Here is a 13,477-nt window from a genome sequence, read left to right on the forward strand (position 1 = left end):
CTCGCCGCCCTACCCCCCGTGCCGTTCGGCGATCTCGCGTGCCACGATGCTCGAGGAGATGAGGGTCATCGGCACCCCGATCCCCGGATGAGTGTACTGCCCGGTGTAGTAGAGGTTCCCGACCTTCTTGCTCAGGTGCGCCGGCCGCCAGAGGGCCGTCTGGAAGAGCGTGTGCGAGAGGCCGAGGGCTGTGCCCCGGTACGCGTTGTAGCGTTCTTCGAAGTCGTGCAGCGCAAAGATCCGGCGGACCGCCACGGCGCTGCGGAGGTCGTCGCCCAGTTTTCGTTCAAGATCGCTGAGGACCCGCTCGAAGAACGCCTCTCTCAGGGCCGGCGTGTCCTCGAGGCCGGGCGCGAGGGGTACCAGGATAAAGAGCGCCTCGCATCCCGGCGGCGCGGCCGTCGGGTCGGTCTTCGAGGGGACGTTGACATAATACGAGGGATGGTCAGGCCACGCCGCCTTCTTCGGGTCGAAGATGAGGTCGAACCCCTCCTCCCAGTCCCGGTCCAGGACGAGGGTGTGGTGCGCCAGGCCCTCCACCCGCCGGTCCAGGCCCAGGTAGACGACAAACGCCGAGGGCGCCAGCACCCTGGAACGCCAGTATTTTTCCGGGTAACTCCGGTGGGCGGGGTCCAGGAGGTCGAGTTCGGCATGGGCATAGTCGGCATTGACCAGGACCAGGTCGGCGTCGCGGCGTCCTGCGGGAGTGACGACGCCGGTCGCCCCCTTCCCAGTCACCTCGATCCGCTCCACCGGTTCGTTGAGGGCGACCGAGACCCCCAGCGACCCGGCCAGATCGGAGAGGCCGCCGACCACCGCCCGCATCCCGCCGACCGGGTACCAGACGCCCATCGTCATGTCGATGTGGGACATGATATGGTAGAACGACGGGGTGTTCTGCGGCGAACCCCCCAGGAACCCGATGGAGTACTGGACGATCTTCTGCGCCTCGTCACTCTCGAAATGCCGCTTGACGAATTTTTCCAGGCTCTCGAAGATATGCATCCGCCGCCCCTGCATGATCAACCGGCCGCTGAGAAAGTCGAAGATCGAGCGGTAGTCGCGGTACAGGAACTCGTTGATCGAGAGGTCGTAGAGCTCTTTTGCCGAGTCGAGGTACGCCTTCAGTTTCTCGCCGCCCCTCTCCTCGAAGGAATCGAAGAGGGCATAGTCCTTCTCGAGACCGGCCGGGAGGTCGACGACCTCGCCGCCGCCGAAAAAGATCCTGTACGCCGGGTCGAGACGTTTGAGCTCATAGAAGTCGGCCGGACGCTTCCCGACCTCGGCGAAGAACTTCTCGTAGACGTCGGGCATCAGGTACCACGAGGGGCCCATGTCAAAGGAGAACCCCTGCTCCCGGTAGACCCCTGCCCGGCCGCCCGGTTGCTCGTTCTTCTCGACCACCTCCACCTCGAAACCCCGGTGCGCCAGCAGGGCCGCAGCCGAGAGGCCGCCAAACCCCGCTCCGACAACGATCGCCTTCATTGCCCCGACATCCCCCCTCAGGGGCCGCAACGGCCCCGGTGCTCCATCCGCAATAGCGCCAGAAAAAGGTATCGTCCCTCGTCCACGGTCACCCCCTCCTGACCAGGACGGTATACACCGCCACCACCCCGATGACGACCGCCGCCAGGTATCCGAGGAACGTCACCGACGAGACCATCCCGCAGAGCCAGGCCGCGACGGGACGGTCGGTGGAGAGCATCACCAGCGACGAACCCATCATGAACCCGGCCGCGACCATCCCGATGAGGAGCAGCTTCGCGGCGTACCGGATCGAGGCGCCGAGGGCGAGCATGTCAGGGCTTTCGATAGAGAATATGACGCTTCCGGCCGCGACCTTCTTGAGCGTGACATTGGCCGTCTGCGGGAGTTCGAGGGTGTCGCCGAGCCACCCTTCCGCCGCCCGCGAGACCTCCGCAAAATGTTCGGGAGAGAAGATCTGCCTTCTCCGGATCTCCGCGATCCTGGGGCCGGCATGGACCGGAAAATTGAAGCCGGGATCGAGGTCCCGGCAGATGGCCGTGAGGAAGATGAGCACCTTGACCACCTGCATCATCGTGAGCGGGACCTTGAGACGGTAGCGCCGGAGGGTGTCGGGGATCTGCTCCATCACCTCCCCGAAGTCCACCTGCCCGAGTTCGTACGTCCTGAACTGTCTGAGCGTGGCGTAGATCTCGTCCTTGAATGCGTCGAGGTCCTCATCGGCCGGGACCACCCCCAGGTCATGGTAGGCGCCGACGATGCTCTCGACGTCCTCGTCCACGACGCCCGACATCAGACGGATGAAGGCGTCCCGGCGTTCGGGCCTGAGGACGCCGACGGTCCCGAAGTCGACGAAGGCGAGCGTTCCGTCGCGGGTCACGAGGAGGTTGCCGGTATGGGGGTCGGCATGAAAAAACCCGTCCTCGAAGACCTGCTGGAGATAGGAACCGAGCAGGATATCGGCGACCTCTTCTGAGCGGATGCCGGAGGCCCGGATCCCCTCGAGGTCGTCGATTCTCACCCCGTCGATATAGGTCATCGTCAGGAGACGCGGGCCCGAACATTCCCAGAAGATTCTCGGGACGACGACGCGGGGAAAGTCTTCGAGGTTGTGGGCCAGCACCTCGGCGTGCTTGCCCTCCTGCACGAAGTCGAGTTCGCGCCTGATCTGGACGGAGAACTCCTGAACCAGACCGACCGGGTTGTAGAGCGCAAGGTCCGGGTACCGCTTTTCGATGCGGCGGGCAAGGGAGGCGAGGATCTCGAGGTCTTCCTCGATGACCTTCCTGATCCCGGGCCGCTGCACCTTGACGGCCACCTCGGTCCCGTTCTTCAGGACCGCACGATGGACCTGCGCGAGGGAGGCGGCCGCGACCGGGGCCTCGTCGAAGGCGGCGAAGGCCTCCTCGACCGGGCCGCAGCACTCCTCGATCACCGGCCTGACCGTCTCGAAGGGGAGCGGCGCCACCTCGTCGGTCAGCCGCGTCAGTTCGTCGGCGAGGGGTTGGGGCAGGAGTTCCCGGCGGGTGCTCAGGATCTGCCCGAACTTGATGAAGGTGGGCCCGAGTTCCTCCAGGGCAAGACGGACCCGCCGATAGAGCGGGACGGTTCCGTCCGCACGCTCCCGTTTCAAGAGCCCGAGCCTGGCCAGGGGAGGGACGATCCCGTCGAAAACGGCGCCCAGGCCGTACTTCGCCAGCACTCCGGTGATCTCCCGGTACCTGCCCAGATGCCTGATCACGGTTCACCCCCCGACCGAAAGAGGGGGACGAAGATATATAATACCGGTGCCGGACGGCGAATAAAAAAGAGAAATATGGTCGTTTCTGCGCAGGCTTACGAATAGCCCCGCATCGTCACGTTCGAGCTCCCGCCCTTCTCCTCGGGCGGCTGGATGGACCCGAACTTCTCTTCATAGTCCTTCATGCTCTTGGAAAGAACGGCAAGAAGGTTCTTGGCATGCTTCGGGGTGATGGAGACGATCGACTTGGCCCTCGCCTGGTTGGTGCCGGGGATCTCGTGAAGGAACATGAACGTGAACTCGTCTTCCTTATAAGCCACCTGGATCCGGTTGGCGTAGACGGGGTCCAGCGTCTGCGGGACGTTCACCGAGAGGTCGTGTTGTGCCATGGGGTTAAGTATAAGCAATGTAGGATTAAGGGTTTTTGTGATGGACGACCTCATCGGGATCGCCGCCGTCGTCACCGCACGCTTCTGTCCCCTCCGCCTGTACCTCGATCGCCAGGAGGAACACGAGGAACCGCCGCGCTATGCGGTCTGCAAACAGGTCTCGTACCACCTCGGCACCCCCTTCGAACCCGACGCTGTCTGGGAGGAGGTCTGCACCGTCCTCCCGTACGCCGGCGAGGAGGAACGGGCGCTCTTCGAGCAGTGCGTGACGAACTGCCGGGGAAAAGAATGGCCGCGCTTCTCGGACCACGACGTCCCGGTCACTTCCACCGCCCTCGGGATCAGGGGGACCGTCGACAAGGTCGACCCCGCCGTCCCGTCCTTCGCGATCACCAGGGCGAGCGAGGCGCCGCAGGCCGGGGTCTGGGGGGCCGACCGGGTCAGGGTCGCCTGTTTTAGCGCCTGCGTCAGGGAGAACTTCAGCCTCGAGGTGAACGGCGGGTGGGTGGAGTACGTCCCCTCTGGCGTCCTCAGGTTCTGCACCCCGGGCCCCCGGGACCGGCGGGCGATGCTCAGGGCGGTCGACGCCGCAAAAAAGGTTGAAGAAGGACGGGTCCCGAGAAAACCTCTCAACCCGCCGTGCACCCGGTGCCCGCACCAGGAACGGTGCGCACCCGGGCCGCGGCGGCTTTCGGAGTTGTTGTGAGATGGCTCTCCGGATTCTCCCCTTCCGGAACGTGAATCGAGAATCGACCACACCCGGCGCGAAGAGGGGGGAAGGCGCGATGATCCAGGCGTGCCGCCCATATTGTAGAATTGCTCATGAGGCGAAAGCACGCCTCAAGCATACGAGATGAAAATATCATCTCAGAACTGGATCAATTCTTGACCCTCATCCTTACGAACGAGGAGCGAATCGAAGTCGAGCATCATGCCGCCCCCTGGCTATCTTCGTCGTGGGGGGTTCGGGGGGTTTCCCCCCGGCGCGAGACGCCAGGAAAGAATCTACGATGAGGGCGGCATGCCTGATCATCACACCTTCCCATATCCTTGCGCCGGGGGCGCTGCCCCCGGACCCCCGGGACGAAGATAGGGCCGGGAAGGCGGAGGACTGATCATTCAGAAGATGTTTCTGTCCTCTGCATATCAGTCATGAGGAGGGCCAGTGTGATCAAATCCTCATTCAAGCCAATAGAGAGGGTCTTCGAGATCATTTTCATGGTAATCTTCACCGCCGTCTCGCGCCGTGGGGCGGCGATTGAAAGGGATCCGCCCACACGCTGAAGCGCTGCTCAGAAAATGTTCAACCGCGTATGCTTGAGCCAGGGGTTCATGCCCAACTCTCCACAGCCGAAAAAAGAGATTTATGCAGGAAGAGGAGGTTCGCCCCTCTCAGGCCTGTTCCATCAGCGTCTTGGAGACGATGTACTCGCCCTTCGCCTCGCGGGTCGTGCCCACGATGAGCCACTGCGTATCGCCGTGCTGCTCCAGGACGCCCTGGGCCTCGATCACCTCGCCGGCCAGCGCCTGGCCCGAGTAGGTGTGGGTGAACGAGATCACCCGCGAGACCGCGTCGTGCTCCACCTCATAGACCGCGGGGGCGTCGAAGGCGTTGGAGGCGTCGGTGACCGTAGCCTCGATCCGCGTTCTCCCGAGTTCCTTCCCCCGGCCAGTCGGGGCCGAGGCAAGGGCGTCGTACGACCGCGTGTACAGCAGGTCGAAGTAGGTGTCGCCGAACTCGCCGCGGTTCCACTTGCGCGACTCGTGGAGGACGAAGGTCTCGAAGGAGATCTCCGGGATGCGTTTGGTGTAGACCTTGCGCCACATCTCCTCGCTCATCCGCGGGAGCTTCCCGGCCTCGACCAGGCGCTTCAGCTGCGCCTGCGCCGCGAACCAGGCCGGGCCGTAGACCACCAGGTCGATGTCGGAGGCCCCGTTTTCAAGGCCGAGCACCCGCGACCCCGTGCATCCGACCGTACCGGCCTGGAGATCGAGGGAGTCGAGAAGACGCTGAACGCGAGGATCGCGCGAAGCGATCCAAGCCATCCGCTCGTCGGGCTTGTAGACCTGCACGATATCGCCGCGCGGCACCCGGTGAAGGTCGTCGAGATATTCGGGCTTGTGCTTTCTGATATACTCGAAGGCCGGTCCGAAATCCAGTTTGGTGTACCGCCGACCATCCGGGTCGACCCGCTCGCCGTGCTCGTCAGGGGCGTACCTGAGCACGCACCCGACCCGTTCGTCGTTGTCATATGCCGAGACGGCATAGATCCGGCCGTCGGTATCCTCGATAAAATCGCGTAGTCTGATCGCTTTCATTCCAATGCTCCCAGAAATGCTCCGACCTCCTCGATCAGTGCACCCTGACGCAGGACCCTGCGGTGCACCAGGTCGACGACGGTGCTCGGGGTCCCGCGCAGCACGCCGCCGTCGATGAGAAAGTCGTGGGGGACGTGGACCTGGTCGGGAGTGATCGGGTCGGGGCCTCCGTGGATATTTGCGCTCGTCGCCGTGATCGGGGCGTCGAGTTCCCGGATCAGGGCGAGGGCGACCGGGTGGTCGGGGAACCTGACCCCGATAGTGCCGGTGCCGCCGGTGAGGGACGTCGGGAGGCAGGACTTCGCCTTCAGCACGACCGTCACCGGGCCGGGCAGGAACCGGTCGACAAACCTCTCGGCCGCTTCGTCGAGACGGGCGATCGCACCGAGCATCTCGATATCGCAGACCGCCACCGAGACCGGCAGGGAGGGCGGCCGCATCTTCGCCTCGTACACCCGCTCGACGGCAAGTTCGGAGAGCGCATCGGCCCCGAGGCCGTAGATCGTGTCGGTCGGGTAGACCACCAGTCCGTCGCGTCTGAGCACGCGGACCGCCTTCTGGATGACCGCTTCGTCCATCTTAAAACTCCTGCCCGCGGACGCGGGCGATATTGAAGACCGCACGCTTCGAGATGTGCATCACGGCAAAGACCCCGGCCTGGATGGGGTCGGTGACCACCAGGTCGGCGTGCCTGGGGACGCTCCCGGCCATCTTCAGGGCGACGACCGGGATCCCGGCCGCCCGCACGCGGTCGACCGCCGTGGAGATCGTCCCCCCCATCAGGGACCCGGCCAGGACCAGGATCGAGGCCCTGGGCAGGCGGGCGACGGCTTCCACCGCCTCGGCCAGGTCTTTCTCGCCGACGAGCGGGATGGTGTCCACCGAGATCCGCTCGCCCCTGATATTGTGGCGGTCGGCCTCGTTCACCGCGCCGAGCGCCACCTGCGCCACCTGCGCCCCGCCGCCGATGATGATCACTCTGGACCCGAAGATCTTGGAGAAGGTGTCGAGGGTGGTGACCTGCTGCATCGTCGGAACGGCGAGCAGGTCGGCGATCACCTTCCCGATCCCGCCGGCACACTCGACCTCGAAATAAAAGAGCGCTCTTCCCGCGTGGTCGCCGGAGTGCAGGATCGACTGCTGGACGGTGACCACGTTCACCCCGTTGGCGGCCATGATGGCGGCGATGTCGCGCAGGACGCCAGGCTGGTTCTCGGCGATGATGCTGACCGCGTGGAGCTCGAGGATCTCAAGTGCGTGCAGGTGTTCGGTCTCTTCCATATGCTACAGAGACAGGGATCCGGCCTGTCCCCCTCCTTTTGCAATATGAATCATTGACGGCCGTACCCTTTAAGGTGTTTCATTCTGCGCATCGCGCGGCCGGGAAAAATGATGGAGATTGATGTTCCGGCTACTCTTCTGCCCCTTCGGGTTCGAGCCCGAGGGCCGCAAAGACCTCGTCTTGCCCGAGGCGGTCGATCATCTGGCCAAGACGTTCACCCTGCCGGGTGTGCTCCGCGAAATAGTCGATGACCCGGCCGACGAGGGCCGGGGCTTCCTCTTCGGGGACGAGGCCGGCGAGGCGGGTGCCGGCCCTGACCCGGCGGCCGGCCCGGCCGCCGAGGAAGAGGGTGAGCCCCTGCTCGCGGACCGAGATGGCGTCCTTCGGGCAGACGGCGATGCAGTCGCCGCACCCGATGCAGCGCTCCGTCGAGAAGACGAACGCCCCCTCGTCGACCGAGACCACGCCCTCCCGGCAGATCCTGACACAGGCCCCGCACCCGGTGCAGGCGTCGGCGTCGAAGGTGGGGTAGGCCCGGGCCATCAGCCCGATGTCGTTGAACTGCACTCTGGCGCAGTTGTTCGGGCACCCGGCGATCCCGATCTTGATCTTTCTGGGAAGGGCCCGGCCGCCCTGCGCCTCCTCGATCGTCCGGGCGAGGGCCTGGGTGTCGGCGCACCCGTGCCGGCAGACCGTGCCCTTGCAGGCGACGACCGACCGCACCGTCGGGCCGGTGCTCCCGGTCTCCAGGCCGACCGCCGCCAGGGCCGCCGCCACGGCTTCGGCGTCCTCGCGCCTGACCCCGGGGATCTCCAGGTTCAGCCTGAAGGTCGCTCCCACATAGCCCCGGCCGTACTCCTTCGCCGCCGCGCCGACGACCGCCAGTTGTTCGGTCGTGAGGTTCCCGGCCCTGGCCTTCACCCGCACCGAGACATAGCCCTTCTCTTTCTGCGGCAGGATACCGCTCAGTTTTGTGCCCGTCATGTGTCGGATCAGGGTTGGACCGGATCCGGCATCAACCTGCCCGAAGCAACGAGCATGTCGGCTTTTGCCGCGGTGATGAGAGTTTTCATCCGGCGGGCCGCGCGTACCGCGTCCTCCTGACCGACGACCGCCGAGACGACGGCAACCCCGTCGGCGCCCGCGGCGATGACCTCGGCCACGTTCTCTGGGCCGATGCCGCCGATCCCGAGCAGGGGGACGGCAACCGCGGATTTGATCTCGCGCAGCGCCGCCAGGCCGTGGCCTGGCCCGGCGTCGGCCTTGGTGCCGGTCGAGAAGGTGGGGCTGAGGGCGAGATAGTCGGCCCCGCCGTCGACCGCGGCCCGCGCCTCGGCAATGGTTCCCACCGAGACCCCGATGATGAACCCGGGCGGGGCGAGGAGCCGCGCCTCTTCCACCGGGAGGTCGTCCTGCCCGAGGTGGACGCCGTCGGCACCTGCGGCGAGGGCGACGTCCAGGCGATCGTTGACGATGAGGCGGGCGCCGGCGTCTTCGGTGACCGCCCGGATCGCACGCGCCTCCTCCAGGAGGGCGGCGGTGCCCATCCCTTTGTCCCGGAGTTGAACCACGTCGGCCCCGCCGGCGACGGCGAGACTGGCCTGCTCGAGATGGGAGCGGCCGAGGCCGACCTCGCTGTCGGTGACGACGTACAGGTCGTACGCCGCCATCAGACGACCTCCAGCCGCGCCTCCTCCTCGAGGTCTTCAGGGGTCAGGGCGTAGAGTTCGTCGAAGAGCGCCGTCCTGAAGGAGTACGGTCCCCGCGCACCCGCGGCCGCCTGCTCCCCGGCACGCCCGAAAGCGGCCAGGGCCGCGGCCGCACCGACGAGGGGATCGTCGGCGACGGCCACGAACGAACCGACCACCGAGGAGGCCATGCACCCGGTGCCTGAGAGACGGTCCATCATCGCGTGGCCGTTTTTGACCAGCACGACCCTTTCGCCGTCGGTGACGACGTCGGTCTCGTCGGTCATCGCCACCACCGTGCCGGTCGCCAGGGCGCAGGCCTTCGCCGTCTCGACCGGGTCGCCGGCAAGTCCGCACGAGTCCACGCCTCTTACCTTCCCGCCGGCACCGGCCAGGACGCCGATCTCCCCGGCGTTCCCTTTCAGCACGGCGACCTTCACCTCCTTGAGGATCCGCAGCACCGCATCGGTCCGCAACGCCGTCGCCCCGGCCCCGACGGGATCGAGGACGACCGGCACGCCGAGTTCGTTCGCCCGCTTGCCCGCGAGGAGCATCGACTCCACCTGGGCCGGGTTAAGCGTCCCGATGTTGAGGACAAGCACCCCGGCCGCCGCGACCATCTCGGCCGACTCTTCGGCGGCCTCGGCCATCACCGGGGCAGCCCCGGCACAGATGGTGATGTTGGCGCAGTCGTTGATCGTCACGGTGTTGGTGATGTGGTGTACGAGCGGCCGTGTCTCTCGCACCTGCGAGAGGAGGGCAGCGCAGATCTTCGCATCCATGGTTGTCATGAAAAATGGATCGGGTGAGATGAGAGGTGTTGCGGTGGGGGCAGTCACCTGCCGTACAGGTGCTCGTGCACCCGCGTCATCAGCGCCGCCTCGCGCCGTTTCAATGTCTGGAAGTCGGGGTCGCCGTCGCGGTACAGCGCGAAGAGCGAGTACAGAAAGTCGGTCGTCAGGTCCATCGCTTCGCGCCTGAACCGCACCTCGACGGTCGTGTCCCCGGCAAAGCCCTTGATGGAGAAACAGTCGGGTTTGTCGAAGGTGTAGAAACCCTCGCCGACGCCGGGCATCGCCGTCACCTCCCCGAACTCCCGGAGATACGAGAAGAACTCCCGAGTCAGGGGAGCGCTCAGCACGAACTCCTTCATCAGGGTGCCGTCGGCACAGGACTTATGCCGGATCGACCTGACAATCCGCATGGCGTGCCACCTCCCTGATCGCGCGGGCCGCGGTTCTGCATTCCTCGTCGGTGGTGAACCAGGAGAGACTGAGCCGCACGCACCCTTCCCCGCCGTCGATGGCCCGGTGCACCAGGGGGGCGCAGTGGAGCCCGGTCCTCCCGACCACGCCGTAGGCGCGGGCCAGGATGAACCCGAGATCGTCGTCGTCCATGCCCTGGATGGAGAAGGAGACGATCGGGAGCGCGGGGCGTTCAGTGTAGACGAGGATGTTTTGCTCGGCCTGGAGTTCCCTGATGATCAGTGCCGTCTGGCGTTCGGCCTTCTCCGCGATGGCGGCCGTGCCGACCGACCGGACGAACGCCACGCCGGCCGCGAGCGCCGCCAGGCCGGGGTAGTTGGGCGTCCCGGCCTCGAAGCGTTCTGGCATTTCCCGCGGCTGGAGAAGGGAGAACGAATCGGTCCCGGTGCCCCCGACCCGCACCGGCGCCACCGCGTCGGGGTCGCGGATATAGAACCCGCCGGTCCCTGAGATGCCAAAGAGGCCTTTGTGCCCGGTGAAGACGTAGGCGTCGACCGGGAGCGTCCCCAGGTCCACCGGAATGTGCCCGGCGGTCTGCGCCCCGTCGACGATGAAATAGACTCCGTGCTCACGGAGGACCGCCCCGATCGCCCCGACGTCCTGCACGGTGCCGAGGACATTGCTCCCGTGCGCCATGACCATGAGCCGCGTCTCCGGGCGGAGGGCCGCCCGCACCGCCGCCGGGGAGACGGTCCCGTCCTCCTCGAAGGGGACGACGGTGAGCGTGATCCGCCCCTCGTGTTCCAGTTCGTGGAGCGGCCGCAGCACCGAGTTGTGGTCGAGGGCGGTGGTGAGGACATGGCAGGGGCCGGGATGGGCGGCGAGGAATCCGTGGATGAGGAGGTTGAGCGAGTCGGTGGCATTCTGCGTGAAGATATAGTGCTCCGCGGGCCCGGCATGGAAGAGGCCGGCCAGGGCCTCGCGGGCGAGGGTCGGGTAGTCCTCGCCCTGCGTTCCCGCGGTCCGGCCCGACCCGAAGACCGGGGCGGCGAGGGCGGCCATGGTCGCCTCGATCACCGCCGCCGGTTTGGGCCAGGTCGTCGCGGCGTTGTTCAGGTAAATTATCGGTTGATCGTCTCTCATGCTCTTCGCTGTCACTGTACTCTGCCGAGCACACCAAAAATGTGATGATCAGGGCCGGCGCACCGGACCCATGCTTTTTTTGGACCGTCCTGCGAAGTCCTCATTCAACGACGCGGTGGAACCATGCAGTACAGGACCGTACCGAAAAACGGCGACAGACTCTCCGCCCTCGGGTTCGGTGCCATGCGTCTCCCGACACGGATGGGCCGGATCGACGAGGCGCGGGCGATCAAACAGATCAGGAGTGCCATCGAGAGCGGCGTCAACTATCTCGACACCGCCTATCCCTATCATGGCGGCGAGAGCGAGCGCGTCCTGGGCAAGGCCCTCGAGGACGGCTACCGGGAGCGGGTGAAGATCGCCGACAAACTCTCCCCCTGGCTCGTCGACTCGCGGGAAGAGATGGAGCGGATCCTGGAGATCCAGTTGAACCGCCTCAGGACCGATCACATCGACTACTACCTCCTCCACATGCTCGACGCCCGCTCGTGGAAGAAACTGGTCGACCTGGACGTCTTCGCCTTCCTGGAGGCGGCACGGGACGCCGGGACGATCACGAACATCGGGTTCTCCTTCCACGGCGACCGCAAGACCTTCAGGGAGATCATCGACGCCTATGACTGGACGTTCTGCCAGATCCAGTACAATTTCCTCGACGAGGAGGTCCAGGCCGGACGGGAGGGCCTGGCATATGCGGCGTCGAAGCAGATCGCCGTGATGGTCATGGAACCCCTGCGGGGCGGGATGCTTGCCGGCGACCTGCCGGACGAGGCGCAGGCGGCCTACGACCGCTCAGGGCTCTCCCGCACCCCGGCAGAGTGGGCGCTGCGATGGATCTGGGACCATCCCGACGTGACGACCGTCCTCTCGGGCATGAACGACGAGCGCCACATCCGCGAGAACCTCCTGACCTGCGAGGACGCCCTGCCGGGTTCGATGACCGATGCCGAGCGTGCCGTCGTCGACGAGGTGAAGGCCGTCTACAAACGGCTGATCAGGGTCGACTGCACCGGGTGTGCGTACTGCATGCCCTGCCCCTTCGGCGTCAACATCCCGCAGTGCTTCCACTTCTACAACCAGTACCACATGACCGGCAACCGACTCATGACACGAGGGTTTTACATCGGGCAGGTGATCGGCTTCGACGACAACCCGGCCAACGCCTCGCGCTGCCGGAGCTGCGGGAAATGTCTCGGCGCATGTCCGCAGGGGATCGATATTCCCCGTGAACTGAAAAAGGTCGGGCGGGACCTCGACGGGCTTGCGACAAAACTGATGACCCCGCTGGTGAAGATGGTGATGACGAAGCGGCAGAGGGAGTGAACTGCCTGAGATTTGGAAGAACAAGGGGGAGGAAAAAATAGATTGGGTGATGGATACCTCATGCAGAGATCGGGGCAGGGGGTGGTGCCCGTCCCCTCAATCTTTATGGATGAGGGCAGGAGATCCTGAGTAATTTTAATTTCCGATCGGCCAATGTTCTTCGAAAATATATTTTCCATCATTATACCACCTCAATGTGAAGGGCATGTTTTTTCCGGGTATAATCAACAGAATGCCGAAATCATATCCATATTTTCCAGATTTTTTGGTGAATTCTTTTAATTTTTTATCATCGTCATCAGTATTATTTCCGTTCTTTTTTGCCTCAATTATGAGCCGATTCTCATGTTTGTTTCTGTGATGCACAATAATGTCTGGCCTTTTAGGACCTGACGAAGTTTCCTTGGTACCATATCCCCTACGGTTGTATTCGCAATCAACATCCCAATCAGAAAACGGTTCTTTGAGATAACAGGCAATCTGGTGGGTTAAAGCCCGTTCATCCACTTCAAGATCGAGAAGTGCTGCATCTTTCTCTACAAATATTGACAATGTGTGGCATATTCCATCTTTAATATCATCCAAACCGATATACGTCATGACAACATTTGGCTCTTCTTCAATCTGGATTAACGTATGCTTTTTGTTTCGATTCTGTAGACTCGGGCATGAACGGGGGGTTCAAGCATACGGGATGAAAATATCATCTCAGAACTGGATCGATTCTTGACCCTCATCCTTGCGTTCGAGGAGTGAATCGAAGTCGAGCATCATGCCGCCCCCACCCATCTTCGTCATGGGGGGTCCGGGGGGTTTCCCCCCGGCGCGAGATTGCGGGAAATATTCGACGATTGGGGGCGGCCCCTCGGATCGACGTGCCTTCCCGCACCACCATGTCGGGG

General features: G+C 64.3%; 14 protein-coding genes. 2 read left to right on the plus strand and 12 right to left on the minus strand.

The features are described 5' to 3' along the window. Positions 1 to 9 precede the first annotated feature (9 nt). From E2N92_RS05500 to E2N92_RS05510, 3 genes are all read right to left on the minus strand, one after another. Positions 10 to 1,485 (minus strand): phytoene desaturase family protein, encoded by a 1,476-nt coding sequence (locus tag E2N92_RS05500; RefSeq protein WP_220682686.1) that lies wholly within the window; start codon positions 1,483 to 1,485, stop codon positions 10 to 12. 88 nt (positions 1,486 to 1,573) lie between these two features. Then, complete coding sequence (locus E2N92_RS05505) at positions 1,574 to 3,226, minus strand: ABC1 kinase family protein (protein ID WP_220682687.1); 1,653 nt, start codon at positions 3,224 to 3,226, stop codon at positions 1,574 to 1,576. Positions 3,227 to 3,321: 95 nt separating this feature from the next. Beyond that, a complete protein-coding gene (locus E2N92_RS05510; RefSeq protein ID WP_220682688.1) occupies positions 3,322 to 3,615 on the minus strand; it encodes a DUF3467 domain-containing protein in 294 nt (97 codons plus the stop codon). Between the two features lie 40 nt (positions 3,616 to 3,655). Between E2N92_RS05510 and E2N92_RS05515 the strand changes: the two genes are divergently transcribed. Beyond that, on the plus strand, positions 3,656 to 4,321 hold the full coding sequence (locus tag E2N92_RS05515) for a CRISPR-associated protein Cas4 (protein WP_220682689.1): 666 nt from the start codon (positions 3,656 to 3,658) through the stop codon (positions 4,319 to 4,321). A 686-nt stretch (positions 4,322 to 5,007) separates the two neighbouring features. On the opposite strand, the gene E2N92_RS05520 is transcribed toward E2N92_RS05515, so the two are convergent. From E2N92_RS05520 to E2N92_RS05555, 8 genes are all read right to left on the minus strand, one after another. Further along, positions 5,008 to 5,934 carry a nucleotidyltransferase domain-containing protein gene (locus tag E2N92_RS05520; RefSeq protein WP_220682690.1) on the minus strand — a complete coding sequence of 309 codons (927 nt, stop codon included), beginning with the start codon at positions 5,932 to 5,934 and terminating at the stop codon, positions 5,008 to 5,010. After that, entirely contained in the window at positions 5,931 to 6,512 is a 582-nt protein-coding gene (locus E2N92_RS05525; protein ID WP_220682691.1) for an L-threonylcarbamoyladenylate synthase, read from the minus strand. Before E2N92_RS05525 ends, E2N92_RS05520 begins: the two co-directional genes overlap by 4 nt. Position 6,513: 1 nt before the next feature. Then, entirely contained in the window at positions 6,514 to 7,215 is a 702-nt protein-coding gene (locus tag E2N92_RS05530; RefSeq protein ID WP_220682692.1) for a DUF5612 domain-containing protein, read from the minus strand. 130 nt (positions 7,216 to 7,345) lie between these two features. Continuing rightward, positions 7,346 to 8,200, minus strand: coding sequence for a 4Fe-4S dicluster domain-containing protein (locus E2N92_RS05535; RefSeq protein ID WP_220682693.1), 855 nt, complete (start codon positions 8,198 to 8,200; stop codon positions 7,346 to 7,348). Positions 8,201 to 8,208: 8 nt separating this feature from the next. Further along, complete coding sequence (thiE, locus tag E2N92_RS05540; protein WP_220682694.1) at positions 8,209 to 8,886, minus strand: thiamine phosphate synthase; 678 nt, start codon at positions 8,884 to 8,886, stop codon at positions 8,209 to 8,211. Then, positions 8,886 to 9,686, minus strand: coding sequence for a hydroxyethylthiazole kinase (gene thiM, locus E2N92_RS05545; RefSeq protein WP_220682954.1), 801 nt, complete (start codon positions 9,684 to 9,686; stop codon positions 8,886 to 8,888). Before thiM ends, thiE begins: the two co-directional genes overlap by 1 nt. Before the next feature lie 53 nt (positions 9,687 to 9,739). Then, positions 9,740 to 10,108 (minus strand): hypothetical protein, encoded by a 369-nt coding sequence (locus E2N92_RS05550; RefSeq protein WP_220682695.1) that lies wholly within the window; start codon positions 10,106 to 10,108, stop codon positions 9,740 to 9,742. Then, positions 10,080 to 11,267 (minus strand): aminotransferase class V-fold PLP-dependent enzyme, encoded by a 1,188-nt coding sequence (locus E2N92_RS05555; RefSeq protein WP_343222867.1) that lies wholly within the window; start codon positions 11,265 to 11,267, stop codon positions 10,080 to 10,082. Before E2N92_RS05555 ends, E2N92_RS05550 begins: the two co-directional genes overlap by 29 nt. A gap of 108 nt (positions 11,268 to 11,375) precedes the next feature. Between E2N92_RS05555 and E2N92_RS05560 the strand changes: the two genes are divergently transcribed. Further along, positions 11,376 to 12,575 (plus strand): aldo/keto reductase, encoded by a 1,200-nt coding sequence (locus tag E2N92_RS05560; RefSeq protein ID WP_220682696.1) that lies wholly within the window; start codon positions 11,376 to 11,378, stop codon positions 12,573 to 12,575. A gap of 135 nt (positions 12,576 to 12,710) precedes the next feature. Here E2N92_RS05560 and E2N92_RS05565 read toward each other — a convergent pair whose 3' ends face one another. Continuing rightward, on the minus strand, positions 12,711 to 13,175 hold the full coding sequence (locus E2N92_RS05565) for a hypothetical protein (RefSeq protein ID WP_220682697.1): 465 nt from the start codon (positions 13,173 to 13,175) through the stop codon (positions 12,711 to 12,713). Positions 13,176 to 13,477 lie beyond the last annotated feature (302 nt).

Source organism: Methanofollis formosanus, assembly GCF_019633745.1.
Classification (GTDB): domain Archaea; phylum Halobacteriota; class Methanomicrobia; order Methanomicrobiales; family Methanofollaceae; genus Methanofollis; species Methanofollis formosanus.

Excerpts from the sequence above, each read along its gene's own strand:
- E2N92_RS05525 (WP_220682691.1), bottom strand. The coding sequence starts at position 6,512 with ATGGACGAAGCGGTCATCCAGAAGGCGGTCCGCGTGCTCAGACGCGAC.
- E2N92_RS05560 (WP_220682696.1), top strand. The coding sequence starts at position 11,376 with ATGCAGTACAGGACCGTACCGAAAAACGGCGACAGACTCTCCGCCCTC.
- E2N92_RS05535 (WP_220682693.1), bottom strand. The coding sequence starts at position 8,200 with ATGACGGGCACAAAACTGAGCGGTATCCTGCCGCAGAAAGAGAAGGGC.
- thiM (WP_220682954.1), bottom strand. The coding sequence starts at position 9,686 with ATGGATGCGAAGATCTGCGCTGCCCTCCTCTCGCAGGTGCGAGAGACA.
- E2N92_RS05550 (WP_220682695.1), bottom strand. The coding sequence starts at position 10,108 with ATGCGGATTGTCAGGTCGATCCGGCATAAGTCCTGTGCCGACGGCACC.
- E2N92_RS05500 (WP_220682686.1), bottom strand. The coding sequence starts at position 1,485 with ATGAAGGCGATCGTTGTCGGAGCGGGGTTTGGCGGCCTCTCGGCTGCG.
- thiE (WP_220682694.1), bottom strand. The coding sequence starts at position 8,886 with ATGGCGGCGTACGACCTGTACGTCGTCACCGACAGCGAGGTCGGCCTC.
- E2N92_RS05515 (WP_220682689.1), top strand. The coding sequence starts at position 3,656 with ATGGACGACCTCATCGGGATCGCCGCCGTCGTCACCGCACGCTTCTGT.
- E2N92_RS05520 (WP_220682690.1), bottom strand. The coding sequence starts at position 5,934 with ATGAAAGCGATCAGACTACGCGATTTTATCGAGGATACCGACGGCCGG.
- E2N92_RS05565 (WP_220682697.1), bottom strand. The coding sequence starts at position 13,175 with ATGACGTATATCGGTTTGGATGATATTAAAGATGGAATATGCCACACA.
- E2N92_RS05510 (WP_220682688.1), bottom strand. The coding sequence starts at position 3,615 with ATGGCACAACACGACCTCTCGGTGAACGTCCCGCAGACGCTGGACCCC.
- E2N92_RS05530 (WP_220682692.1), bottom strand. The coding sequence starts at position 7,215 with ATGGAAGAGACCGAACACCTGCACGCACTTGAGATCCTCGAGCTCCAC.